The organism is Robinsoniella peoriensis, from assembly GCF_000797495.1.
GTDB classification, from domain to species: Bacteria; Bacillota; Clostridia; order Lachnospirales; family Lachnospiraceae; genus Robinsoniella; species Robinsoniella peoriensis.
Genome location: NZ_JTGN01000003.1, coordinates 1 through 24,389, shown reverse-complemented (window position 1 = coordinate 24,389; position 24,389 = coordinate 1). Strand labels below are relative to the sequence as shown.

Annotated in this window: 17 protein-coding genes; 8 read left to right on the top strand and 9 right to left on the bottom strand. The window is 43.6% G+C overall.

What is annotated here, in order from left to right; all coding sequences use genetic code 11:
• Positions 1-61 precede the first annotated feature (61 nt).
• From speB to QR40_RS06675, 5 genes are all read right to left on the bottom strand, one after another.
• Complete coding sequence (speB, locus tag QR40_RS06695; RefSeq protein WP_044294059.1) at positions 62-925, bottom strand: agmatinase; 864 nt, start codon at positions 923-925, stop codon at positions 62-64.
• Positions 915-1,766, bottom strand: coding sequence for a polyamine aminopropyltransferase (speE, locus tag QR40_RS06690; RefSeq protein WP_044294057.1), 852 nt, complete (start codon positions 1,764-1,766; stop codon positions 915-917). Before speE ends, speB begins: the two co-directional genes overlap by 11 nt.
• A gap of 4 nt (positions 1,767-1,770) precedes the next feature.
• The gene (locus QR40_RS06685; protein WP_044294055.1) at positions 1,771-3,225 is read right to left on the bottom strand and encodes an aminotransferase class I/II-fold pyridoxal phosphate-dependent enzyme; all 1,455 of its coding nucleotides are present in this window, start codon (positions 3,223-3,225) and stop codon (positions 1,771-1,773) included.
• Positions 3,226-3,235: 10 nt separating this feature from the next.
• Positions 3,236-3,997: an adenosylmethionine decarboxylase gene (gene speD, locus QR40_RS06680; protein WP_027293339.1), complete on the bottom strand. Its 762-nt coding sequence runs from the start codon at positions 3,995-3,997 to the stop codon at positions 3,236-3,238.
• Between the two features lie 513 nt (positions 3,998-4,510).
• Positions 4,511-5,383 (bottom strand): DegV family protein, encoded by an 873-nt coding sequence (locus QR40_RS06675; protein WP_044294053.1) that lies wholly within the window; start codon positions 5,381-5,383, stop codon positions 4,511-4,513.
• A 296-nt stretch (positions 5,384-5,679) separates the two neighbouring features.
• Here QR40_RS06675 and QR40_RS06670 point away from each other — a divergent pair, with 296 nt between their 5' ends.
• Entirely contained in the window at positions 5,680-6,165 is a 486-nt protein-coding gene (locus tag QR40_RS06670; protein ID WP_044294390.1) for an acyl-CoA thioesterase, read from the top strand.
• Between the two features lie 185 nt (positions 6,166-6,350).
• Positions 6,351-6,953, top strand: a complete 603-nt coding sequence (locus QR40_RS06665) for an adaptor protein MecA (RefSeq protein WP_027293342.1) — start codon at positions 6,351-6,353, stop codon at positions 6,951-6,953.
• 169 nt (positions 6,954-7,122) lie between these two features.
• Here QR40_RS06665 and QR40_RS06660 read toward each other — a convergent pair whose 3' ends face one another.
• The gene (locus QR40_RS06660) at positions 7,123-9,423 is read right to left on the bottom strand and encodes an extracellular solute-binding protein (RefSeq protein WP_027293343.1); all 2,301 of its coding nucleotides are present in this window, start codon (positions 9,421-9,423) and stop codon (positions 7,123-7,125) included.
• 354 nt (positions 9,424-9,777) lie between these two features.
• Between QR40_RS06660 and QR40_RS06655 the strand changes: the two genes are divergently transcribed.
• From QR40_RS06655 to QR40_RS06635, 5 genes are all read left to right on the top strand, one after another.
• Positions 9,778-10,101, top strand: coding sequence for an L-rhamnose mutarotase (locus QR40_RS06655; RefSeq protein WP_027293344.1), 324 nt, complete (start codon positions 9,778-9,780; stop codon positions 10,099-10,101).
• A gap of 31 nt (positions 10,102-10,132) precedes the next feature.
• On the top strand, positions 10,133-11,371 hold the full coding sequence (locus QR40_RS06650; protein WP_044294050.1) for a uroporphyrinogen decarboxylase family protein: 1,239 nt from the start codon (positions 10,133-10,135) through the stop codon (positions 11,369-11,371).
• A gap of 62 nt (positions 11,372-11,433) precedes the next feature.
• On the top strand, positions 11,434-12,444 hold the full coding sequence (locus QR40_RS06645; protein WP_044289256.1) for an ABC transporter permease: 1,011 nt from the start codon (positions 11,434-11,436) through the stop codon (positions 12,442-12,444).
• An 83-nt stretch (positions 12,445-12,527) separates the two neighbouring features.
• Positions 12,528-13,619 carry a sugar ABC transporter substrate-binding protein gene (locus QR40_RS06640; protein WP_044294048.1) on the top strand — a complete coding sequence of 364 codons (1,092 nt, stop codon included), beginning with the start codon at positions 12,528-12,530 and terminating at the stop codon, positions 13,617-13,619.
• A 53-nt stretch (positions 13,620-13,672) separates the two neighbouring features.
• Positions 13,673-15,175 (top strand): sugar ABC transporter ATP-binding protein, encoded by a 1,503-nt coding sequence (locus tag QR40_RS06635; RefSeq protein ID WP_044294046.1) that lies wholly within the window; start codon positions 13,673-13,675, stop codon positions 15,173-15,175.
• A gap of 768 nt (positions 15,176-15,943) precedes the next feature.
• On the opposite strand, the gene QR40_RS33030 is transcribed toward QR40_RS06635, so the two are convergent.
• A complete protein-coding gene (locus tag QR40_RS33030) occupies positions 15,944-16,132 on the bottom strand; it encodes a DUF6783 domain-containing protein (protein ID WP_081998811.1) in 189 nt (62 codons plus the stop codon).
• The gene (locus QR40_RS32460) at positions 16,132-16,254 is read right to left on the bottom strand and encodes a hypothetical protein (RefSeq protein ID WP_276325419.1); all 123 of its coding nucleotides are present in this window, start codon (positions 16,252-16,254) and stop codon (positions 16,132-16,134) included. The genes QR40_RS33030 and QR40_RS32460 overlap by 1 nt, the downstream gene beginning before the upstream one ends.
• A 265-nt stretch (positions 16,255-16,519) precedes the next feature.
• Here QR40_RS32460 and QR40_RS06630 point away from each other — a divergent pair, with 265 nt between their 5' ends.
• Positions 16,520-23,071 (top strand): discoidin domain-containing protein, encoded by a 6,552-nt coding sequence (locus tag QR40_RS06630; RefSeq protein WP_044294044.1) that lies wholly within the window; start codon positions 16,520-16,522, stop codon positions 23,069-23,071.
• A 197-nt stretch (positions 23,072-23,268) separates the two neighbouring features.
• Here QR40_RS06630 and QR40_RS06625 read toward each other — a convergent pair.
• Positions 23,269-24,389, bottom strand: a 1,121-nt coding sequence (locus QR40_RS06625; RefSeq protein ID WP_044294042.1) for an IS1634 family transposase, incomplete at its 5' end; no start/stop codon positions are given.

Sequence of the window (24,389 nt, the reverse complement as noted above, 5' to 3'; positions counted from 1 at the left end):
CCTAATTTAAATGGTAATATAGTAACTATTTAGCAGGTCTGCGCATGTACTGCGCTGACCGCTAACCCGTCTGTTCAAGTGACAACAGCAGTTCCCGGACTACTTTGCAGGCAGTTGCAGTAGAGATGCCGCTCTGGTCATATGAAGGGCAGAGCTCATTCACATCGCATCCCACAATGTTTGCACCGGAGCAGACGGTTATAATGGCGTTCAGTAATTGCATAAAGGTTACACCGCCGGCTTCCGGGGTTCCGGTTCCTGGAAAGATGCCGGGATCCAGTACATCCAGGTCAATGGTAAAGTAAACCGGTTTTCCTTTCAGAGACTCCACGGTTTCTGAAAGACCGTCAAAGTTAAACTTGCGGGTGTTCACATGGCCCTGGCTGCCCCAGCTAAATTCTTCCCGGTCACCGGAACGGATGCCGAACTGATAGATCGTCCCATCTCCAACCAGTTCCCAGCATCTGCGAAGAACACAGGCATGGGAAAGCTGTGCACCCAGATAATCTTCCCTGAGATCAGCATGAGCATCAAAATGAATAATATGCAGATCGGGGTACTTGTCAAAAACTGCCCGGACAGCGCCTAAAGTAACCAGATGTTCCCCGCCGATGAGCAGAGGCAGTTTCCCGTCCTGCAGGATTGTTGCTGCACGGTCCTGTATATCCTTCAGGGCAAGTGCAGTATCCCCGAAGCAAAGCTCAAGATCACCGCTGTCAAATATCTGCATGTCACTCAGGTCTTTATCCTGATAAGGGCTATAGGTTTCCAGGCCAAAGGATTCGGATCTGATCGCCTTGCTTCCGAAACGGGTACCCGGACGGAAAGAAGTGGTAGAGTCAAACGGAGCCCCAAACAGAACAATCTTTGCATCCGAATACTCTGCGTCACAACCGATAAAAGTTTCTATATTTTTATTCAACATCTCTTAATAACTCCTCTACATAAGCTGGTAGTGCAAAAGCTCCGGCATGCACCCGGGGTGTATAGTAACGGGTGTTAATTCCTAGCAGATTCCAACCAACCGCATTCAAGTCATGTACCGGATGGTACCGCTTGGAAGCAAAGCCAAAAAGCCAGTGCCCGGACGGATAGGTTGGTATGTGAGCCTGATAGACCCGGCTGATGGGAAAGCTCTCAACAATCCTTTTGTGCGCCCGCTGGCACGCAATAGCATCATCAGCATAAAATGGGCTTTCGTGCTGATTAACCATGATGCCGTCTTCTTTCAGGGCTTTATAGCAATTGCCATAAAATTCTTTGGTGAACAATCCTTCTCCCGGGCCAAACGGATCAGTGGAGTCAACGATAATCAAGTCGTATTCGTTTTCTCTGGACCGGATAAATTTCAGACCGTCTTCATAGAAGATACTGACTCTGGGATCATCCAGACGGCAGGAGGTCTGAGGCAGATACTTTCTGCAGACTTCTACCACCAGGGGATCTATTTCCACCATATCGATTTGTTCAATGCCGGTATAACGGGTCAGCTCCCGGATAACGCCTCCGTCACCGGCACCGATCACAAGGACTTTTTTCACACAGGGATGGACGGCGAGCGGAACATGAGTGATCATTTCGTGATAGATGAACTCATCTTTTTCCGTCAGCATCATATAGCCGTCTAAGGTAAGGAAACGTCCGAACTCTTTTGATTCAAAAATATCTATTCTCTGAAAATCACTTTGCCCGCTGAATAACTGTCTGTTCACGCGGATTGACAGCTTTACATGAGGGGTATGCTGTTCAGAAAACCATAGCTCCATATAATCACACTCCTTTTAAGACATTCAGGTGTCCGATGTCAGGATCTTCAGGACCTGTCATGGAGCAGCCTTTCATTTTTGCGTATTCAATGTATTCCAGAATTCCCTGGGTGATTTTTTCCCCGGGAGCCAGAATCGGGATGCCCGGAGGATAGCACATGACAAATTCACTGCAAACCCTTCCGGCTGTTTCACGGATAGGAAGAGATTCTTTTTCCGCATAAAATGCTTCCTGGGGAGTAACTACCACCTGGGGGTCTATATATTCCTGGGTCAGCATGCCGGCTTTATCCTTCTGGTAACGGCGCTTTATTTCGGCTAAAGCACTCACAAGGCGCTCAATATCCTGCCTGCGGTCTCCGATAGAAATGTATGCCAGAATATTGCCGATATCGCCAAACTCAATCTGAATATCGTATTCGTCCCTGAGAATATCATAAACTTCTATTCCTGCAAGCCCGATATCCAGAGTGTGAACAGAAAGTTTTGTCACATCAAAGTCATAAATACTGTTATCATTGATAATCTCACGGCAATAGGCGTAATAGCCTCCGATGGCATTGATTTCACTGCGGGCATATTGTGCAAGAGCGCGTACCTTTGCAAATTCTTCCCTGCCGCGAAGTGCCAGATTACGTCTGGAAATATCAAGGCTGGAGAGAAGCAGGTAAGACCCGCTGGTGGTCTGGGTCAGATTGATGATCTGCCGGGTATAGCCCTCGCTTACATTTGGCCCCGTGAGTAAAAAAGAACTCTGTGTTAAGCTGCCTCCGGATTTATGCATACTGACGGAAGCCATATCAGCTCCGGCTGCCATGGCGGATATTGGCATATCCTCACCGAAGTAAAAATGGGTCCCATGAGCTTCATCAGCCAGAGCCAGCATGTTATGCCGGTGGGCGAGATCCACAATGGCTTTTAAGTTGGAGCATATGCCGTAGTAGGTTGGGTTGTTGACTAAGATAGCGACGGCATCGGGGTGCTCGGCTATCGCCTGTTCTACCTGTGAAACTTTCATTCCAAGAGCAATGCCAAGCTTGTGATCCATATCCGGATTGACATATACCGGTTTTGCACCGCAGAGTACCAGCGCATTAATGACGCTTCGGTGTACATTACGTGGAAGGATAATCTTATCCCCGCGTTTGCAGGCAGTGAGCACCATGCTCTGAACAGCAGATGTCGTACCGCCAACCATTAAGAAAGCGTTTGCAGCGCCAAATGCTTCTGCAGCAAGTTCCTCCGCTTCTTTAATAACCGATATGGGGTGGCAGAGATTATCCAGCGGCTTCATGGAATTTACGTCGATACTGACACAACCTTCGCCTAATAATTCCACAAGTTCAGGGTTTCCACGTCCTCTTTTATGTCCGGGGACATCGAAAGGGACGACCCGCATTCGTTTAAAACGTTCCAGTGCCTCATAGATCGGGGCATGGGATTGAGCATGATTTCCCATAACTTGCCTCCTAATATATATTTCTTCCGCTGAAAATTTCAATCATTTCCCTGCGCAGGCTTCCCATAATTTCAAGCCTGGCTCTGGGTGGAAGTTCATAAACATCTGCATTAAAGAGATAATTTTGCAGATCGATTTCCTTTATCAGCATTTTGGTATGGAACAGATTGGCATCGTAAACGTTAATATCAACAGCATCATATTTGCGGAGTGTTTCTTCTTTTATATAATTCTGAATCGATGTCATATAGTGGTCCATAAATAATTTGTTACCATATACATCCCTGGTGAAACCCCGTACCCGGTAGTCCATCGTGATAATATCTGAATCAAAGGAACTGATCAGGTAATCCAGGGTGGAGAGGGGTGTAATCTCACCGCAGGTAGCCACATCAATATCTACACGGAATGTGGCGAGGCAGGTATCCGGATGATATTCCGGATAGGTATGTACCGTCACGTGGCTTTTATCCAGATGTGCCACAACGGTATCGCCTCCGGCAGGAACCATGTGATCCTCTGCAATGAGGATTGTGACGGAAGCACCCTGCGGTTCATAATCCTGGCTGGAAATATTCAGGATCGTGCCGCCGATCATATCAACCAGATGCGTCAGGATGGCCCGCAGCCTTTCTGAATTGTACTGTTCATCAATATAAGCAATATAATCCTTCTGTTCTCTGGGAGTCTTGGCATAACAGACATCATAAATATTAAAGCTCAAGGCTTTCGTCAGATTATTAAAGCCGTAGAGCTTTAACTTATTTTCCATATTCGTACCTCCTTTATCCACCAAAAGGTATTTTATAAACGCGCTCCGGCCTTTATTTCCCTGTCTGACAGGCAAAAAAATAACGCAAGCGCCGGTACAAACTGTCCATCACTTGCGTTATATTATTCTGAATTTGAATTTGCATATATCAAAAAGATGAGCCCCCCAATAAAGGTATGTAGATTCATCTTAAGTATTCCGATTCAAAAACAGATATAGGGATCAGAGTCTATATAGCAAATATTTTACTTTTACTACTCTTATTGACCGTTTCACAAGTTTGATGTGCCAGAATGCACACTGGTTATGAAGTAACCAACTTATAAAATTTGAGCTTTTAACTCAATCAATAAGGCAACAAATGTTGCCAATCGGCAGTTGACCCGGCTGTCCGCATGGCCTAAACTTTCCAAAGTGAAAGTGGTCAAAAATATTTGCATGGGAAGACCTGATAAATCTGTTTTTCCATACGACTTCAATATAGCATAGGTGGTCTGGGAAGTCAACAAAAAATTATGAGCGTACCTTTCCATAATAGCACAAACCAAGTGCACCCGGACCGGCATGTGTACCGATACTGGGACTGACGTCATTAATTATAATATTTTCAAATTCCAGTTTTTCCCGTATCTGTGAAGCGGCAAATTCAGCATCCTGTATGCAGTCGCCATGGATGATTCCCACCGGACGGCTCTTGTCATAGTTTTCTTCCAGGGTTTCTTTCATATTTTCCACTAAGGCTGAAAGAGATTTTTTACGTCCGCGAACCGTTGCCAGCGGCACGAGTTTTCCTTCCGGATTCACATACAGTATAGGCTTAATATTAATCATACTGCCGAATACGGCAGCAACTTTGGATACTCTTCCTCCACGCTGCAGATGGTGCAGGTCATCTACGGTAAACTGTACATTGCCGTGAAGTTTTTCTTCTTCCAGAACAGCGGTTATGTCATCTATGGATTTACCATCAGCCTTTAGATCCAGCGCACGAAGGAGAAGCAGTGTTTCTCCAAGAGATACCGTTAAGGAGTCAATTACCTGAATCCGGGAACCGGGATATTCTTCCATAAGTTCACCAGCGGCAACTGCCACATTATTATAACTACCGCTCAGGTTTGAGGAAAATGCAATATGCAGAATATCCAGACCTTGTTCCAGCAGGGATTCAAAGTGCTGGCGTATCACTGCGGGATTGTTAGCCATGGAAGTGGGTAGTGCACCTTCCCTCATCTTTTTATAAAATTCAGATGGAGATAGATGCTTCTCATCCCCAAATACCTCGTCCCCGAAAGCATAATATTGAGGAATAATGGTTAAATTATATTTTTCTATGTATTCCGAAGGAATGTCGGAATTGGAATCAGTAGTGATTACAAAATCGTTCATGGGAATCTCCTTTTGTTATATATTCAAAAGATTTGATTATCAAAGTATATAGTATATGAAAAAAATAGGGTTGTCAATGATAAAATAAGAGGAAACAGACCGTAATTTTTTGACAACTGACATGTCGCGTAATATAATGAACTGCAGAGAACAGACAGGCGGATTATTTGAAAGATCTGCTTTTGCCGGTTTTGATTGAAAGATTCAAGAATGAAGGATTCAAGATTGGAAGATTCAAGAATGAAGGATTCAAGATTGAAATATTCAAGATTGAAATATACAGGATGGAGGAAATAATGATTAAGGAGCAGACACAGGTTAAGAAAGCAGAAGAATCCAGGACAGAAAATTCCTATCTGCTGATGCCGGGACATATTAACGGATATGGCAGGCTGTTCGGAGGGATGCTGATGCAATGGATAGATGAGATTGCCGGTATTGTGGCAAAACGGCATGCACAGACAGAAGTTACCACAGCGGCAATTGATAATTTACAGTTTAAATCGGCTGCATACCTGAACCAGACCGTTGTACTTATCGGAAAGATTACTTATGTGGGAAGGACTTCTATGGAAGTGAGAGTGGATACCTATGTAGAAGAGCTTAACGGAACCAGAAAAGTGATCAACCGGGCATATGTGGTTATGGTGGCAATTGACAAGGAGGGGAATCCTGTACGGATACCGGGATTGGCACTGGAAACGGAAGCTGCCCGGGCTGAATGGGAAGGCGGAGAGAAGAGGTACCAGCTACGGAAAACCAGAAGGCAGGAAGGATATTAAAATGGAAAATGCTGTATTTGCCAGTTATTTAATTGGTAAATACAGCATTTTTTTACAAATAGATTAAATTTCTATAAATTTGCATCTGCCTATTGCTGTTTACATAATAATTTGTTATAGTTACAGTATAACAAATATAATAATACCATTTTGAATTTACATGGTCTGGAAAGGGGGAAATAACCATGAAAATAGAAAAAGTGAATGATTCAAGGCTTCTGTGGTCACTGAATAGAGAGGACTTTATCGAATATAAACTCAATGTCAACGATTTTTTATATGGGACGCAAAAAGCACGCACACTATTCCAGGAAGCAATGAGGAAAGCTGAAAAAGATTTAATGTTCCAGGTGGAAGGTTATCTCCTTCATTGTCAGCTTCAGGAATTATCGGCAAGCGGAATCACATTTTCCATTACAAGAAAAGAACAGCTGCCAAAAACAGAAGAAAACCAGTCAAAGGAAAAATCGGTTGAACATACACTGGGATCAGAAGAAGAATTACATCTGCTTTATGAATTTGCACAACTGGATGATGTAATTCGGGTATCAAGGCTTATCAATACGGAGATTCCATTGGAAAATGCACTATACAAATTTGAAGGAGAGTACCTTCTGTTTGTAGAACCCAATAAGGACGAGGGAGAACAGATGGCATGGTGTACCATTAATCTGGCTGAATTTGCAGATGTGGAATCTGTCACCAGAGGACAAAAGGCACTGCTGTGTGAACATTCTGAATGTATATTGGAAAAGGATGCATTGCAGAAATTACGGGTTCTCAGTTAAGTAACTGGCGGGAGTGGGGGACTATTTGGTGCCGGTACTGCCAGAGCGTGTCAGAAAGCAATTTTAAACACGCTCTGGCGAATTTTACATCTATAGGATCCTTCATTTCCTATCTTACCCGGCACAATTCTCATTTACAAAGCATCTTTTGTAAGTAAAACCCCAATATCTATTTAATAAAGTGAAGCGGTTTCGGATACCCATAGGAACGGAAAAGGGCTTCCAGCTTTGTCTGACCCTGGATCAGTGCGTCTTCTATGGTATAGCCCTTTTCTAATATATTTCTCAGCACCCCGCAGAGAATTGATTCGATCTTGTTCTGGGGGATTATCAGGGACCTGCTTCGGTAAGGTCCGTTTCTTTTGCGGCAATAGGCAAAACTTTTTTCGGTTAATTCCATCCAGGGATACAATTTCATAAGTTCATGGCTGTGGTAAGGTGCGATAACCGGTGACTGTCCATCCAGAATTGTCATGTAGCTGCTTGTATCTGGCTGGCAGAGCCAGTTAAAATATTGGAATATCTCTTCTGACTTTGTAGTGAACGGATTCAGGCCGAAATTCCAGCCGATGCTCACCGGAGTTTTGCCGGGAATGGGTTCATATCCTACCCGTCCTATGATATTTTCATGAATACTGTTGCTGATTTGTGCTGCGTATTCTGTATATGTAAGAAGAATTGCGGTTTTCCCGGAGTAAAAATCTGAGACAGTTTTTTGTATGGATGTCTCAAAAGGGGACTGCTCTACATAGTGTAATGTCTCTAATATATGGCGGAATGCTTTTATATTTTCGGGAGTATTCATGCATACCCGGTTGTATTTATCCCATAACTTTCCGCCAAAAGACCAGAGGCGTATCAGAATTTCCGGTGCCAGTTCTTCATCCATGCTTCCGGCAAAGGAAGTACCATAAATGGTGGGTGAATCAGGGTTACAGGAACGTGTGAAAAAATTGGCTATTCCGTTAAATTCCGTCCAGGTCTTGGGCGGACGAAGGGAGATCTTATATTTATTTTTAAATGACTTAATCAGGTCCCGCTTTTCAAAGAGGTCCTTGCGGTAAAACATGATCTGGGATCCGCCTATAATGGGAATACCATAGTAGCGGTTTTCATAACAGCAGTTGTCCATGTTTTCATCAAAGAGTAAAAGCGGGTTAAAGCTTCCATTGGCAATGAAATCGGTGATTTCCGACACCAGTGAGTTTTGTACCATATACTCCAGCCAGGGCACATCATACATATAGATATCATAATAATTGCGGGATCGGTCAATATCTTCGATGATTTTATTCAAAAGGTTATTTTGCGGAACAAAATCGAATTCTACCGAAATTCCGGATTCCCTGGTAAATGAACTGGTCAGGAGTTTCGTAGAATGGGAAGTGTCCAGGTCTACCATTAGAGCACGTAGTACCGGGGCCTTTTTCAGAGGCACGGCAGATGGCAGAGGTAAGGATGGAGGTTTTGGAAAGTCCAGGGAGGAGTCTGTTATGTTGTCGGTAAAATTCAGTAATTTTTCTTCGAAAAACATAGGGGATTCAATATTTTTTGCCAATAGGCGGGATGCCTCCGTACCCAGAGTAAAAGCTGTTCTGGAAGTATAAATGGTCCCCGGCAGTTTGGCAGAACTGTTCCAGCTTTCCTCGCCAAGTGTGATAACCTGGATATCACGGGGAACGTTGCGTCCCTGGATCTGGAATGCTTCCAGCACGCCATAAGCGATGTTCTCGGAAGAGGTGATGACTGCTTCAACCGGTTTGCCGCTGAGACGATGCATAGTGGATTTAAATGCATCTTCTTTTGTCATATTAGTATTGCAGACCAGCGTATCATCGAATTTCAACCCATAATTTTGAAATGCTGTCTGGTATCCGCATATACAGTCTTTTTCTGAAGAAAAGTGAGAAGCTCCGGTAATTAGTGCAATGTTTCGGTAACCTTTGGATAATAGTTTTTCAGTAATAAAACAGGTAGTGCGGTAGTTGTCAAAACCGGCAAAACTGACATCTACATTGTGGGGCCTCCGTTCAATAAAGACAGCCGGAATATTAAAATTCTTAATCCTGTTTTGAAAAAATTCTGTGTTCTGCGGCTGGCAGGTTATAATTAAAAGCCCTGATACGTTCTGACTCACAAAATCTTCGATTTTCTCGCATTCAATATCCGGTGAATTATTAGAAAATGCCACACTGATCGTATAGTCTTTATTCTGCAGATAAGATGAAATTCCTTTAAATATTTCTGCATGATAGTGGTTGTCAATATCAGTGAGTACAACGCCAATGCGGTTGGTAGCAGATAATTTCAAGTTTCTGGCCGAGGCGTTGGGTATATATTTCAGTTTTTCTATGGAATCCATAACTTTCATTTTTGTTTCCGGCTTCACCTGGCGTTTTCCGCTGAGACAACAGGAAACTGTTGCAATAGATACACCGGCATCTCTAGCAACATCATTTAAAGTTGCCATGTATGGCATACCCCCTTATCTTAAAGAGAATCTGGTACTGGATTTAACATTTTGCAGTACCGGTTAATAAGAAGTTATCATGAAATCATAAAACAGTCAATATATCTAAACGTTTAGATTTATATTTTAGAAAACCTATTGTAAATAATGATTAAGAATATATAATGTAAATATCAGATGAACAATAAAAAAACGAAAAAGAGATGTAAAATTACTTGTAGATTGTACAATATGACGAAAGCGTGAACGAGATATACCAGAGTGATACTAAAATCGAAACGAAAATGTGAAAAAGTAATAATTGAACAGGCGCTGGATTATGCTTTGGAAAATTAGAAATGGAGGAAAATTCATATGAGAAGATACGGGCAGGTAATCAAGGTTAAAGAAGAATTTTTAGAAACTTATAAAGCTTTGCATGCACAGCCTTGGCCGGAGATCAATGCAAAGATCAAAGAATGCAATATCAGCAATTATTCCATATATTACCGGGATGGCTATTTATTCAGCTACTATGAATATACGGGAAACGACTACGAAGCGGATATGAAGAAGATGGCAGATGATCCCAAAACACAGGAGTGGTGGGGGCTATGTGATCCATGTCAGGAGCCGGTGGAATCGGCTGCAGAAGGTGAATGGTGGGCTGAAATGAATGAGGTTTATCATTTAGATTAAAATCTAAACGTTTAGAGAAAAGGAGATTAATATGACATCAAGAGAACGGATATTAACATCAATCTTACACAAGCAGCCGGATTATGTTCCTCTGGATTTAGGGGGAACACCCAGCTCGGGTATATCGGCAATTGCTTATAACAAGTTAAAGAGGCATTTGAACCTGACGGGAGGGCATACGAGAATCTTTGATGTAGTACAGCAGGTTGTACAGCCGGAAGATAATATTATGGATATGTTCGGAGTAGATGTAGTTGATATTGGAAGGGCATTTAATGAAAAAGACAGCGACTGGTACGACATTACTTTAGCAGATGGATCTGTTGGGCAGTATCCCAAATGGTTCCATCCACAGAAACAGGAGAACGGAGATTATCTGGTAATTGACAAGGAAGGAACCACCATTGCTAAAATGCCGGTAGGAGCAACGTTTTTTGATCAGACATATTTCCCATATTGTGACGATTACCCGGATGACTATCGTGACCTGGACCATCAAATGGGAAAAGTACTGTGGAGCGCGCTGGTACATAGCCCCTGGGATCATGCCGCAGAGCCGGATTTTTATAAACAGCTTCGGGAGCGCACACTCAAAATGAGGGCGACGACAGACCGGGCACTTATGATAACCTGCGGATGCAACCTTTTTGAATGGGGAACCTTCTTAAGAAGAATGGATAATTTTCTTATGGACACTTATGCAGATCCGGAAAATGTAGAGATATTGGTAGGAGAGCTGATGGAGCGCCATTTGGCCACCCTGGAAAAGGTATGTGAGTCGGTGGGAGATATTGTGGATATTCTCAGATTTGGAGATGACCTGGGAATGGATACCGGAATGTTTATGTCTCAGGAGAAATATCAGACCCTCTTTAAGCCTTATCATAAGAAGTTAAATGAATATGTCCACAAGCACAGCAGCATGAAGACATTTTTACACTCCTGTGGTTCTATTTACCCGATAATGGGAGATCTCATCGATGCGGGATATGATGTGATTAATCCGGTTCAGACCACTGCGTACCAGATGGATCCGCAGGTATTAAAAAGAGAATTTGGCAGAGACATTACCTTTTGGGGCGGTGGATGCAATACCCGGTCTGTGCTTAACAGATCCACTCCCGGGGAAGTATATGACTACACCAGGAGGATGATTGATATCTTCTATCAGGACGGAGGATTTGTGTTCAATCAGGAACACAATATTATGCCGGATGTACCGCCGGAGAATTTGCTGGCAATGTATCGGGCAGTGGCTGATGCCAGATAGGTTAAGTGACAGTTTGCGATAGTTAAAGATAGCATGTAATGGCATGAAAGGAGTATTAAGAAATGGAAAAGGGCAATAAAGTCAACAAAAGCCAGCTGAAAAAATTGTTTGCAAGAAGTGAGGTAACGGTAATTGCTGCAGTACTGGCTCTGGGAATTATTTTTACAGCATTTTCAGACAGCTTTTTTACCGCTTATAATTTATTCAATATGGGAAGAACGGCTGCAATTTATATATTCATTGCAATTGGGCAGGCATTGGTAGTCATTGTAGGCGGTATGAATTTATCGCTTGGATATATCGGGGGTATGACAGTTGTCGCTGCCGGTTATAGTATGCAGGTGTTGGGGCTTCCGCCGGTGGCAGCGGTATTGGCCGGCCTGGCAGTAGGCGTAGCAGCAGGCTGTATAAACGGAGTGATTATTACAACTTTAAAATTAAACTCATTTGTAGTTACCCTGGCTACTTCCTTTATATTTACCGGATTAATCAACGGTATATCCCAGGGTTATCCGTATAATGAGATACCGGAAAGCTTTACATTCCTGGGAAGGGAAGGGTTTCTTGGAATTCCGTTTCTTCTCTGGATGGCAGCGATTGCTTTGCTGATACTGGGATATTTCTTTAAATATACGGTGACCGGACGGCGCATTTTATCTACGGGAGGCAACGTGGAAGCAGCAAGAATGTCCGGTGTCAATACCAATAAAATGATTATTCTGGCAAATGTGGGTTCCGGATTATTTGCAGCAATAGCAGGGCTGCTATGGATATCCAGAACCGGATCTGCACAGCCGTCTACAGGTGTAGACTGGATGGTTATATCCTTTGCGGTGGCAGTAATTGGCGGAACGGCGTTAAAGGGCGGTGTATTTAATCCAATAGGAGTATTCTTTGCAGGATTTCTGATTGTTATGGTAAAGAACGGACTTGTTATGTTAAATGCTAATATTTATTACGAACAAGCGTATCTGGGATTAATTCTTTTGCTGGCGGTTTCCTTAGACAGCATTAAATCTATCATGAACAGCAGGAAGCTGAAGCAGGAGTTGAAAAAGAAGCAGCAGGCATAGGGGTATTTCAGGAGCAGTGAAGCAGGTTGTATTACATAGAAAGCAGGAGCTATAAAGCTCCTAAGAAAAGGAGAATAAATAATATGAAGAAAATGATGGCAACTTTATTATGTGCAGTATTAGTAACGGGATTATGTGCATGTGGAAGTCCAAAAGCACCTACAGAAGAGACGAAATCAGGTCAGACGACAGATGCGGAGGCTAAAGAACCAGCAGGGGAAGAAAAATCGGATTCCGATTCGGCAACAAAGATTGCATGGTATGCTCCGGCGCCCCATCCTTATTTCGACGAAGTTAAAAAAGGCGTTGAGAAATTTCAGGAAGACCAGGGTGTGGAAGTCGTAATCCAGATCGGTCCAGACTGGACCCAGGCAAGTGAAAATGAAAAAGTGGAAGCTTTAATTGCCCAGGGAGTAAATGCACTGTCCATCTATCCCTGTGACGCGTCCGGAGCTAACGGCCTGTATGAAGAAATTACGAAAAAGATGGGGGTTAATGTCATTAATTTTGGTACCGATACGGCAAAACCTACCACTGCTTCCTTTGCAGTAGCTACCGATGTAAAACAGGCGGCATATGATGCAACAGAAGCTGTAATAAAGATGATGGGAGAAAAAGGTAATATCTTAAATGTACTGGAAGTACTGGAAGATCCCAATACTGCACTTCGTAAAGAAGGTGTGGAAGAAGCAGTAGCTAAGTATCCGGATGTTACGATCATACAGGAAATAGCCGGAATTAAAACCCAGGAAGAGGCAGTCAGCAAAATTGAAAGTGCACTTTCTGCAAACGTTGGAAAGATTGATGGAATTGTCTGTACCGGACTGGTTACAAGTGTAGGTATGACACAGACTTTATCTGATTATTACGAAAAACAGGGAGATGACAAGCATATCTATACGGTTGCCATTGATACGGACTCCGGTGTTATGAAAGGGATTGAGAATGGTATTGTAGATGCAACAATTGCGCAGAATACAGCAGGTCACGGTTACATTTCCTGTATGATTTTAAAATATATGGGAGAAGGATATAAAGTAAAGGATGGCCAGTATTTTATCAATGCCGGAAATGTTATTGTTACGAAAGATAATCAGACTACCTATGAAGCAGAGCTGGATCAGGTAACCCAGGATATCTTGGGAAAACTTACAACCGAGTATCTGACGAAATAGAATATTGTGCCTCCCGGAGTATTTACCCCAGGAGGCACCTAGTGGAGGTTCGTATGCTGGAATTAAAAAATATAAGTAAAATCTTCCCGGGGGTAAAAGCGCTGGATGATGTTTCCCTGAGTTTTCGCAAAGGCGAAATACACGCTCTAATGGGTGAAAATGGAGCTGGAAAATCAACCCTCATGAAAATTATAACAGGTATTTACCATCCTGATATGGGAGAGGTGTATCTGGATGGAGAAAAGGCAGATATCAAGAATTTCAGGGATGCAGTTGCCCATGATATCAATATGGTAAGCCAGGAGATTCAGGTGATTCCGGAGTCAACAGTCGCTGAGAACATTATTTTAGACCGGATTGACCAGTTTAAAAAAGGGCTTGTGGTGGACTGGAAAAGGATTAATGAGACCGCGGTCAAGTATCTGCGCATTGTGGGTCTGGACATCAGCCCTACCCAGAAGATAGAACACCTGACGGCTGCACAAAAACAGCTGATACAAATAGCGAAAGCTTTGTCCTCAAATGCAAAATACATACTTCTGGATGAACCTACATCATCATTGACTACCTATGAGAGCAACAATCTGATTAAGATTGTAAAGCGCTTAAAGGAACAGAATGTGGCAGTCATATTTGTATCTCACAAGCTGGAAGAGGTAATTGCACTCTGTGATAAAGTCTCCGTACTGAGAGACGGAAAATATGTGGGGACAAAAAGCTGTGTGGGAATTACCCGTCAGGACATTGTCAAAATGATGATTGGACGGGAAGAGTCAAATGAACATCTGGGATTTCTGGATGTGAAAGAAGACGTGGTGCTGGAAGCAAAAAATATCACCACATATGGGCAGTTCGACCAAGTTGGATTCCAGTTAAAGCGTGGTGAGATACTGGGTTTTTACGGGCTTGTAGGCTCAGGAAGAACAGAATTGGTGCGGCTTTTGATCGGTGCGGATAAAATGGATCAGGGTGAAGTTTACGTAAAAGGAAAAAAAGCAGCCATAAATTCCGTACAGGACAGCCTGGAGCGGTATGGCATCGGATATGTATCGGAAAACAGAAAAGAGGAAGGCTTGATTCTGGATTTTTCGGTTGGGACCAATACAACCATAACAATCTGGTCCCGCATCCGCAATAAATTCAAGAAGATCAATATAAAGGAAGAAGAAAAAACAATCCGTTACATGATCGACAAAATGAAAATCAAAACGCCTACAGCAGAAACCAGGGTAGGAAGTCTCTCCGGCGGAAACCAGCAAAAGGTCAGTATCGGGAAATGGCTGGCAGCAGATTGTGATGTGCTGATCATAGACGAACCTACGGTAGGTGTCGATGTGGGAGCCAAAAAGTATATCCATGATTTAATCTGGAGCCTTGCAAAGGATGAGGGAAAATCTATTATATTGATTTCTTCCGATATGCCTGAGATGATTACCCTTGCCAGACGCATCCTGGTATTTAAGGATCAGAAAATCACAGGCGAAATAAATAACCTGAATGCAGAGGAACGAAGATATGAAGATGTAAGCGGAGAGATTGGGAAGTTGATGGCTTAGTACTACAGGGAACGTTTTGTAATGTTCTATTAAATGCATTATATTGGGGTTTAGCTGAGGAAGGGACGCTTTGTAGATGGAGGTAGTGTACGGAAAGAGAAGGGGGCGGACCAGGACATTGGTTTGGAAGGCTTACCGCAGAACTGGCATTTTCTAACCTTCCCGGAGCACTTTTTGGCGGCACGCGGGCATTCGCTCCGAAATCCTGATGCATTTCGCAGCTCACTGCCCGCTTACAATCCGATGGGAGCCAGTCGAATTGTATCCGCCAAAAAGCACTCCGGGAAGGTAAGTAAATGCTCAGCTCTGCTATACGCCTTCCAAACCAATGTCCTGGTCCGCCCCCTTCTCTTTCCGAGATAGCATTCGTTGATACAAAGCTGGTTTTCTCAGCGTGGTGGGACCCTGGGGTTGTGGCAAGCTGGACGCTATTGGTGTAAAGCTAATGATGTCAAGCAACTGATCTTGAGAACGGGATTTGTTTTTCTTTCTGTGATCAGAAAAAGAAGTGGACTTTCATCTTCTTTTATTCTCTTATGCATAAACAGCCAAAAATATACTGCGTTCCATCCAATAAAGAATAGACAGTTTTAGCCCCAGGGGTTCCTACCTGCTGAGAAAACCAGCTTTGTGGAAGTAAACTGAATCTCGGAAAGATGGGGGTGGGAAACTGGTGTGGGCGGAGGAAGCGTAGAGCAGAGCTGAGTATTTACTTACCTTTGCGGAGTGTTTTTTGGCGGATAGTATTCGACTGGCTCCCAGCGGATACTAAGCGGGCAGTGAGCGTGTATTAATATTCATTTCTGTCAGCTGTGCGTCACAATTTGTGGGAGATTTGTCCCGGATGAAGGGCGCATAGCGGGCTATGTAACCTGAATTCGGGGCAAATATGCCGCAAAGTGGGGCGTGCAGATGGCAGGAAGGAATTTTAATACACGCTCTAGCTGCGAAATGCATCAGGATTTCGGAGCGAATGCCCGCGTGCCGCCAAAAAGCGCTTCGGAAAGGTTAGAAAATACCAGTTCTGCGGCCAGCTGACGGAGTCCATACCAGTTTCCCACGCCCATCTTTCCGTACACTACCTATCATTTACAAAGCGTCATTACTCAACTAAACCCCAAGTATTGACACCGAAAAATTACAAATACGTAGTTTTTCGGTGTTTTTGCGTCAGAAAACAAAAAACTGTTCCTGATTTTCCACATCATTGTTCAGGAATGTGCATTTCCTAAGAAAAATCCATTTGTTATACTTATGAATATCACAGTAAAGGGTATTACGGTCAGCTGCATGGAAGCGTTTTGATTAGTCTCACTGTGAAAAAAAGGAATGGGGGTTTCATTTATGAGAAGGAAGAAAAGAAAAGTATGGCAGGGATTGGCCGGAATTTTATGCACGGCAATGCTGGTACCATGTATCAGCCCGGCATTTACGGCGAAGGCAGAAGGTGGAAACAGCGATGCGCAGTGGGAAAAGATTTCCGGAATCATGGATACATTTGCGGATAAAGCGGTCTGGACGAATACAAAATATGATCAGGCTATCACGCAGCAAATGCCTAGTACCGCACTTTTGGGAAATGGAGAAATCGGTGCCACCTCTTATGGGAATGATACGGAAAAAACCTGGCTTCTATCATCCAATGATTTCTGGTCAGACAATTCACTGTATTTTGGGTATGTGGGAAGAACACCGCAGATTATAACGGGGGGCGGGCTGACAATAACCCCTGCTGAAGCCGGACATGAATATAACCTGATTTATGGCAGCCAGGTCAAAGCCAGTTCTGAGTCCCGGGACCATGGGGCAGCGCTGACTGCTGGCGGATTATATTTGAAAAATTTAAATGGAGACGGTGAAAACTTTACGGGCTGGGAAGCAGCAGAAACAGGTACACCCCAGTGGATTTTATATGATCTGGGATTTAATGAGATTATGGACCGTCTGGTTGTGCGCCATGACAATTACACGTCCGGCAAGGGAAGCGGGCGCAATACAAAGGATTTTGAGATTCAGACTTTAAAGAATGGCATCAAGCCGGAAAATGCAGGGGAAGAAGACTGGGTTACAGTAGAAAAAATCACTGGCAATGAAGCCGACAGTACGGAAGTAAAATTAAATCCGGCACAGAGCTTCCGGTATCTTCGGATCTATATTACCCAAGCGACTGCTGAAGGGGATGATGGAATTGCCAGAATCGGGCAATTGGAAGGCTATTACAAAAATGATGAATACCAGATGCCGATTATAGATAATAAAGGATCGGAACATCCCTATAATAAAGTATACCAGATGCCGGCTTATGCAAGCAGCCAGACCCAGGGGCATGAAGCTGAAAAAGCCGTGGGCGGCGTAACCCAGGCAGAAGGATGGGTATCTGATATCGGACAGGAACAGTATCTGATAGTGGATCTGAAGGTATCCACTAAATTTAACCGCTGGCATGTGAAGCATGATAATTATACATCCCGGAAAGGAGCAGACAGAAATACAGATTCTTTTGATCTGCAGACCAGTGCGGATGGCGTGAACTGGACAAAGGTTGATTCTGTGACCGGCAATAAAGCGGATGTGACAGACAGAAGGCTGCTTTATGACCATCAGGCACGCTATGTAAAATTAAATATTACAAAAGCTTCCCAAGAAGATGACAAGACTGCAAGAGCAAGAATCAGCCAGTTTGAAATCTATATGGATGACAACTACGGTACCAGTTATGCCACTTTGGATGCAGGGGCACAGGCGAAGGTTTCCAGCATTATGAATGAGGCGCGAACCGGTGATAATATGATTAATAATAACTGGTATACGGAAGGAAACGGCGGAAATGACTATTGCGGATGGGTCAGCAACACAAATGTAAAGCCCCACTGGGCACAGATTGATCTTGGGACGGAACGGTCTATAGATGAAATTGCGATTTTACATATGGGAATGCAGGCACATATGGATGATCTGTACGCAACGGGAAATAAAAATGCTCCGGGATATCAAAAGTTTACTACAAATAATTATAAGGTTTCCGTTAGTGTAGACGGAACAAACTGGGATGTACTGGACGATATCACAGGAAATAAGGCAAGTATTTACGACAATAAACTGAGCAAGCCTATATCGGCAAGATATCTCAGGGTGGATATCGGGAAATCAGAGCAAAGTGCAAATGACCGGGCGCGGATTCTTAAAGTATTTGCCTTTAATAATGATGAAAATCCGTTATATTCCATGCCATTAGAGTTTACACCTGTGGAACCGGAGCCGGATGACAACAAAGAGGTAATTGCTCCGGAAGAGGCACAGTACAACGTGGCATATAAAGCAGAAGTCAGCGTTAGTTCTGAGAGCGAAGGATATGAAGGGAAAAACGCGGTAGGCGGTGTGTACCAGTACACAGATGATTCGAAAGAAAAAGCGTTTGAAGGCTGGGTATCCATGCTCGGGCAGGAGCAGTATCTCCAGCTGAGTTTCCCGGAAATGATCCAGTTTAGCCGCTGGCATGTGAAACATAACAATGCAACTACCGGAAAAGGTGCTGTCTATAACACCAGGGATTTCAAACTGGAAATCAGCAGAGACGGTGAAAAATGGGTAACAGTTGACCAGGTAGTGGATAACCAGGAAGATGTCACAGACAGGCAGATGCTTTATCCGGTAAGCGCGAAGTATGTGAGATTACATATTACAAAAGCATCCGGAGAAGACGGCGGGGAAGCAAGAGCACGCATCAGCCAGTTTGAACTTTATCAGGATGATGACTTTGCAAACAGCCTTACAATGGCGGACAAGGGAGCTTCTGTTACCACCTCCTCCGATCCTTACACAACTCAGGAAACCCTGATCTCAGATAATTTTGTAAAACTGGATAAAAACGGAATCAACGATTATAACGGCTGGATCAGCGTTCATGCACAAATGCCTCAATGGGCAAAAGTGGATCTGGGTGAGGTGAAGTCTTTTGATGAAGTAGGAATATTATTTGCAGGAGCAGAAGCCCTGGTACAGGATCTTGCAGCAGGGGGAGCTGTAAATGCGGATAACAGCAAGTATACGGATGCGGAAGGAAATATCGGATATCGCAGATTCCGGGCTAAGCAGTTTAACGTAGAGCTCAGTAAGGACGGCGAATCCTGGGATGAAATTGGTAATTATACCGATAACCGGGCAGGCGAAGTAACGATTCAATTACCGGAACTTGCAGAAGCCCGTTATATCAGAGTAAACGTTAGCCAGGGACAGCAGACTCCGGCATCGGATCAGAGAGCCAGAATCGGTAAGATTTATGCATTTAACAATCAGGAGACACCGAAAGTCGTAATACCGGTAGAAGAATATCCGGTATATCAGGAGCTGGCCACGGCAGCAGGGCAGGCGGAATCTGTAAAATATGCAGAAGAGGAATATGTATCTGCTGAGGCAGCTGCATTTGTACCAGAAGAGGCAGTGGTACAAAAGGAGGAGCCAGTGGCTGCCCAGACAAGAGAAGCTACTCCTTTCCGGGAAGAGATGGACATTGCAAAAGCAGAAGTACGTACCGTAATGGACATGGGAAATGTTCCCGTGGATATGACAAACTGGCTTGTGGCAGATAAGAATATAATGGTTACCCAGATTACTTCAAAGGGCGACCAGGCACAGACTGTAGATGTCCGCCCATGGGGGAAAAACACCCTGGCTAAGACAACGACAGATGCCAATGTATTAAGTAAACCGCAGACCATTGCCCAGTCCGGAGTCAGCAATGATACAGTATGGGCAACCAGAAAATCAAACGTAGAAGATGAAATAAAGAAAAGCAGCGATGGAAGCCAGACGGTAAAGGCGGCGGATTGGATGAGCGAGTTTGCCATTGCATCCAAAGTACTGGGAACAGATAACCTAAAATATTCTTCTCAGGACAATGAAGGAATTATCCGCATTGAAATCCCGGCAGGAGAGACGGTAACCGTTGTTACAGCCATAGACTGTGCAGAAAATCAGGCAGTCGATGCAGCGGATGGTGCAGAAGGGCTGGCAGTTAAGAATGTACTGGAACTCCTGGATGAAGTAAAGAGTACAGATGATGTGTATAACCTGCATGAAAAACATCTCAATTGGTGGAAAGATTATTATCAGCTGTCCTATGCAGACTTTCATGACACGGAATTAAACAGGCTGTATTATGGTTCACAATACATTTTTGCTTGCTGTACCAGAGAAGGTTCCCAGGCACCGGGCTTATATGGAGTTTGGACAACCAGGGACAATTCAGGATGGCAGGGAGACTACCATTTAAATTATAATTTCCAGTCCCCGTATTACGGCTCATATTCCAGCAACAGGTTGAAAGAATTTTCACAGCCAATGTTTGATGTGTTTATTGAATACATGGATACCGGAATAGAACGTGCGGCCAATCCGGAACATTTAAAATCCATCAGCAGCTGGTATTATGGAACCAGAGAGGAAGACTTTAAAAACGGATTTGAGGATGCTTTACTGCTTCCTGTAGGATTAAAGCCATTTAAAGTATCATCGGATGATGCTTCTTATTTGAACCAGACGATTAATGCTCTGTTCTGTGCGTCTCAGATTTGTGCATATTACAACTATACACTGGATAAGGAATGGCTGATGAAAAAGCAGGAATCTGCATCAGGAAATTTGTATTCCCCATATGATTTTCTTGTAAAGACAGCTAATTTCTATGAACAGTGGGTAGAAAAACGGGGTGCCAGAGTAGATGATGAATTTGTAAAGGATAATCCGTGCTCCGATGCAGGAGGACAGTCACAGACTACAAAATATACTAAAAACTATGAGAAATATCCGGAATATGACGGTACAGGTGAATATACTTATGTACTATTTGACGGTTCCCACGAAGGCTCTTTTGAATTCAACCCCAATGTGACCATAGGCAATTTACAGAACCTGTTGGATACGCTGGTTGGAATCGGCAGTGAAGCAGCACCGTCACAAGAAAAGTTTGGAGTATGGCAGGATATTTCCACCCACCTGCCCGGAATGGAAGTCAGCATATATGAATATCAGGGATTTAATGCGAATTCCCAGAAAAACTCTAATTATTTGGGAAAAGAAATATTCGGACTTTCAGAAGACCGTAAGATCCGTCCGATATCTGCAACTGTTAATCTGGAAGGAATACAACCAGGGGACCAGCTGGGATTTGATTCCGATCCCTACTTACTGGAAGTAACGCGCAATACCGTAAATGTATGCGGAAACGACGGCGCTGCCTACGGAAGTGCCGGCTGGAATATGGTAAATAACACGCCAAAGATCTTCACCCATGCAGCCAGGGTACAATATGATGCTGCAACACTGATCAGCAAGATCAAACAGTATGTAGTTAAGAAAATGGCAGGTAATTATTACGTTGATGACAACACCCACGGCTGGGAAAAAGTAGGGGTTATGGAAGCTCTGAATGATATGATGGTCTATTCCGATAATGGATTTATCAAGACATTCCCAACCTGGACAGGCAATGACGCAGAATTTCAGGATATCCGCGTAAAAGGAGCATTTCTGGTATCTGCAGAGATGAAAGAAGGAACGGTTGCGTCCATTCATATTACAAGTGAAAAGGGAACAGATGCAAAAGTTGTTATTCCATGGGACGGAGCATTTGTGACCAGGGAAGACGGAAGTCTGGTATCCACAGCTTACGGGGAAACAGAAAATTCCAAAGAGAAAACAATTGAATTTAGCACAGAGCCGGGGACTTCTTATATTATCCACGAATTGGGCAATAACGAAGAGCTGTTGGATATCCTGGAGAAAATGCTGGCGGATGCAGAGTCAGCAAAAGCTTCGGCAGAAGCGGCACAGCAGAAAGCTGAGGAAGAAAAAATCGCAGCAGAAGCGGCAAAGAAGGCGGCAGAAGAAGCTAAGGCTGCGGCAGAAGCAGCACAAAATGCAGCAGATCAGGATGCAGAAGCAGCAAAAGAAGCACTGGCGAAGGCTGAGGCTGCCAGAGCAGAAGCAGTGAAAGCCCAGGAAAAAGCAAAAGAGGCGAAGAAAGCCGCAGAAGCAGCAAAAACAGCAGCCCAGGAGGCGCAGTCTAAGACTGAAGCCACCAAAGAAGAAATTGTCCGATTGAAAGCAGCAGCAGAGGAAGCTCAAAAGCAGGCAGAGGCTGAAAAACAGGCAGCCGAAGAAGCGAGAAAACAGGCTGAGGCCGAAAAGCAGGCGGCAGAAGAGGCAAAGAAACAGGCAGAAGCCGAAAAACAGGCGGCTGAAACAGCCAGACAAAAAGCTGAAGAAGAGCGAAAAGCAGCAGAAGAAGCAAAGAAATCGGCTCAGGAAGCCCAGGCGAAAGCTGAAGCAGCTAAAAAAGCAGCAGAAGAAGTACAAAAGAAAGTAGAAGCAGCAAGAGATGCGGCACAAGAGGCGCAGAGAAAAGCAGAAGAAGCACAGAAAGCTGCACAAAAGGGAAGTACAGACACCGTTACAAGCCTGAAGAAAGGCAAGGTATACCAGAGCGGTTCCCTGAAGTATAAAATAACAAAGCTTACATCCGGATCGAAAACCGTGTCAGTGACAGGAACCACAAATAAAAACATTAAGAAACTGACCATTCCTTCTACGGTTACCATTCAGAAAGTGAAGTTTAAGGTTACGGAAATTGGAAGTAAGGCATTTAAGAACCGGAGAACACTGGAGAAAGTAACCATTGGTTCTAATGTGAAGAAGATTGGTTCCCAGGCATTCTATGGTACAAAAGGACTGAAGAATATTACCATTAAATCCAAAGGGTTAAATTCAGTTGGCAAGAATGCATGGAAAGGAATTTCAACAAAAGCGGTAATCTCTGTTCCAAAGTCTAAAGTAAATACTTATACAAAGTTATTTAGTGGAAAAGGACAGGCAAAGACCGTAAAAATTACAAAATAAGACAGGTAAAGGCTGTCCCGCAGGGCTGAGTGATCAGTTTGGTGGGGCAGTTTTTTTGATTTGATATTCAACAGTTGTAACATTTACCAGGATATTATCCCATCTTTGACACATGTAGGGATTTATAGGTGCCACAACCCCTTGAAAATAATGGGTTTGTGGCACTTTATGCCCCATACATGAAATATAGTAATGTTCTATCTGTTTTTACTTTTTTTCTGAATTTCTTTCATCTTACGTTTCGTTAAAAATTGATAGTCTGTTCGGAAACCACAGACCTTGTGCAGATCGTCTGTTATTTCCTGCCGTTCATATACAGGCATAAAGCCTTGTTCTTCTATATCAGCAAAATTGATGCTCCTTAACACCTGAAGCAGCTGCTCTGTGGTATAGGTACCCTTTAAGGTGCGTTTCAGCAGCCTGAAATGTAATAATGCAAGGAAGCATGTGAGAAAATGGGCCTTTATGCGGTCATCACGTGCAAGGTAAACCGGTCTTGCCTCAAAATCTGTTTTCATGGTTCTGAAGCAGTCTTCAATCTGCCACCTGCCTTCACTGACGTTCAGGATATCTGTCACGTCATCATCCAGCAGGTCGGTACAGATGGCATAGAGACCATCATATTTTTCTTCTTCTGCAATCTTATCCAAATCTAAAAAATAGTGTACTTTTGCTTTTTCCCCTTCCGTGGTTACGGCCAGCTTGTTTACAAATCTTGCCGGATCATTTGGATTTTTACGCTGCCGTTTTAAAGAGCCATTGGCAACCATTTTTTCTGCTCTTGCAACCTGTTCTGCGCGAACTGCTTTCTGATAGGCCGCATACTTTGGAGAGTAAGTTATGATCAGTCTCTGATGGAGCTTTTTGGTTGTATAGGGTTCATCTTTATAAAAGAGGCTTTGTTGATCAGCATCTGCCAGCAGGGAGAAGTCGACAGGCGTGTCATCGGATAAGTGTTTAAAACCACTCCGGTTCAACGCCCATTTGCGCTCCTCCGCTGGAAGTTTTTTGATGGATTGTGTAACAATAAAGGAGCGCTGGCCCAAATGGTTAAACACTCTGTTATCTTCCGAAGCGAGACCTGCATCACTGCAGTAAATAAACTTTTCACATCCGAACTGCTGTAGGATTTTAGACTCCAGAGGGTTTAGTGATGTCTGCTCATTCTGGTTACCCGGCAACAGAGAAAAAGCCAGCGGTAATCCGTCACAATCCGTAAAGAGTCCCATCTGGATAATCGGGATTGGTCTGTGTTCCTTGCGTGTCCCGTCTTTTTTAGCCACATCTTCATGCTCAATTTCGACATAGTAGTTTGAAC

What these genes read in the sequence shown, in the direction of transcription:
- QR40_RS06685 (WP_044294055.1), bottom strand. Translation starts at nt 3,225, where the DNA reads ATGGGAAATCATGCTCAATCCCATGCCCCGATCTATGAGGCACTGGAA.
- QR40_RS06675 (WP_044294053.1), bottom strand. Translation starts at nt 5,383, where the DNA reads ATGAACGATTTTGTAATCACTACTGATTCCAATTCCGACATTCCTTCG.
- QR40_RS06640 (WP_044294048.1), top strand. Translation starts at nt 12,528, where the DNA reads ATGAAGAAAATGATGGCAACTTTATTATGTGCAGTATTAGTAACGGGA.
- speB (WP_044294059.1), bottom strand. Translation starts at nt 925, where the DNA reads ATGTTGAATAAAAATATAGAAACTTTTATCGGTTGTGACGCAGAGTAT.
- speE (WP_044294057.1), bottom strand. Translation starts at nt 1,766, where the DNA reads ATGGAGCTATGGTTTTCTGAACAGCATACCCCTCATGTAAAGCTGTCA.
- QR40_RS06630 (WP_044294044.1), top strand. Translation starts at nt 16,520, where the DNA reads ATGAGAAGGAAGAAAAGAAAAGTATGGCAGGGATTGGCCGGAATTTTA.
- QR40_RS06655 (WP_027293344.1), top strand. Translation starts at nt 9,778, where the DNA reads ATGAGAAGATACGGGCAGGTAATCAAGGTTAAAGAAGAATTTTTAGAA.
- QR40_RS06670 (WP_044294390.1), top strand. Translation starts at nt 5,680, where the DNA reads ATGATTAAGGAGCAGACACAGGTTAAGAAAGCAGAAGAATCCAGGACA.
- QR40_RS06665 (WP_027293342.1), top strand. Translation starts at nt 6,351, where the DNA reads ATGAAAATAGAAAAAGTGAATGATTCAAGGCTTCTGTGGTCACTGAAT.
- QR40_RS06650 (WP_044294050.1), top strand. Translation starts at nt 10,133, where the DNA reads ATGACATCAAGAGAACGGATATTAACATCAATCTTACACAAGCAGCCG.
- QR40_RS06645 (WP_044289256.1), top strand. Translation starts at nt 11,434, where the DNA reads ATGGAAAAGGGCAATAAAGTCAACAAAAGCCAGCTGAAAAAATTGTTT.
- QR40_RS33030 (WP_081998811.1), bottom strand. Translation starts at nt 16,132, where the DNA reads ATGCATTTCGCAGCTAGAGCGTGTATTAAAATTCCTTCCTGCCATCTG.
- QR40_RS06635 (WP_044294046.1), top strand. Translation starts at nt 13,673, where the DNA reads ATGCTGGAATTAAAAAATATAAGTAAAATCTTCCCGGGGGTAAAAGCG.
- QR40_RS06660 (WP_027293343.1), bottom strand. Translation starts at nt 9,423, where the DNA reads ATGGCAACTTTAAATGATGTTGCTAGAGATGCCGGTGTATCTATTGCA.
- speD (WP_027293339.1), bottom strand. Translation starts at nt 3,997, where the DNA reads ATGGAAAATAAGTTAAAGCTCTACGGCTTTAATAATCTGACGAAAGCC.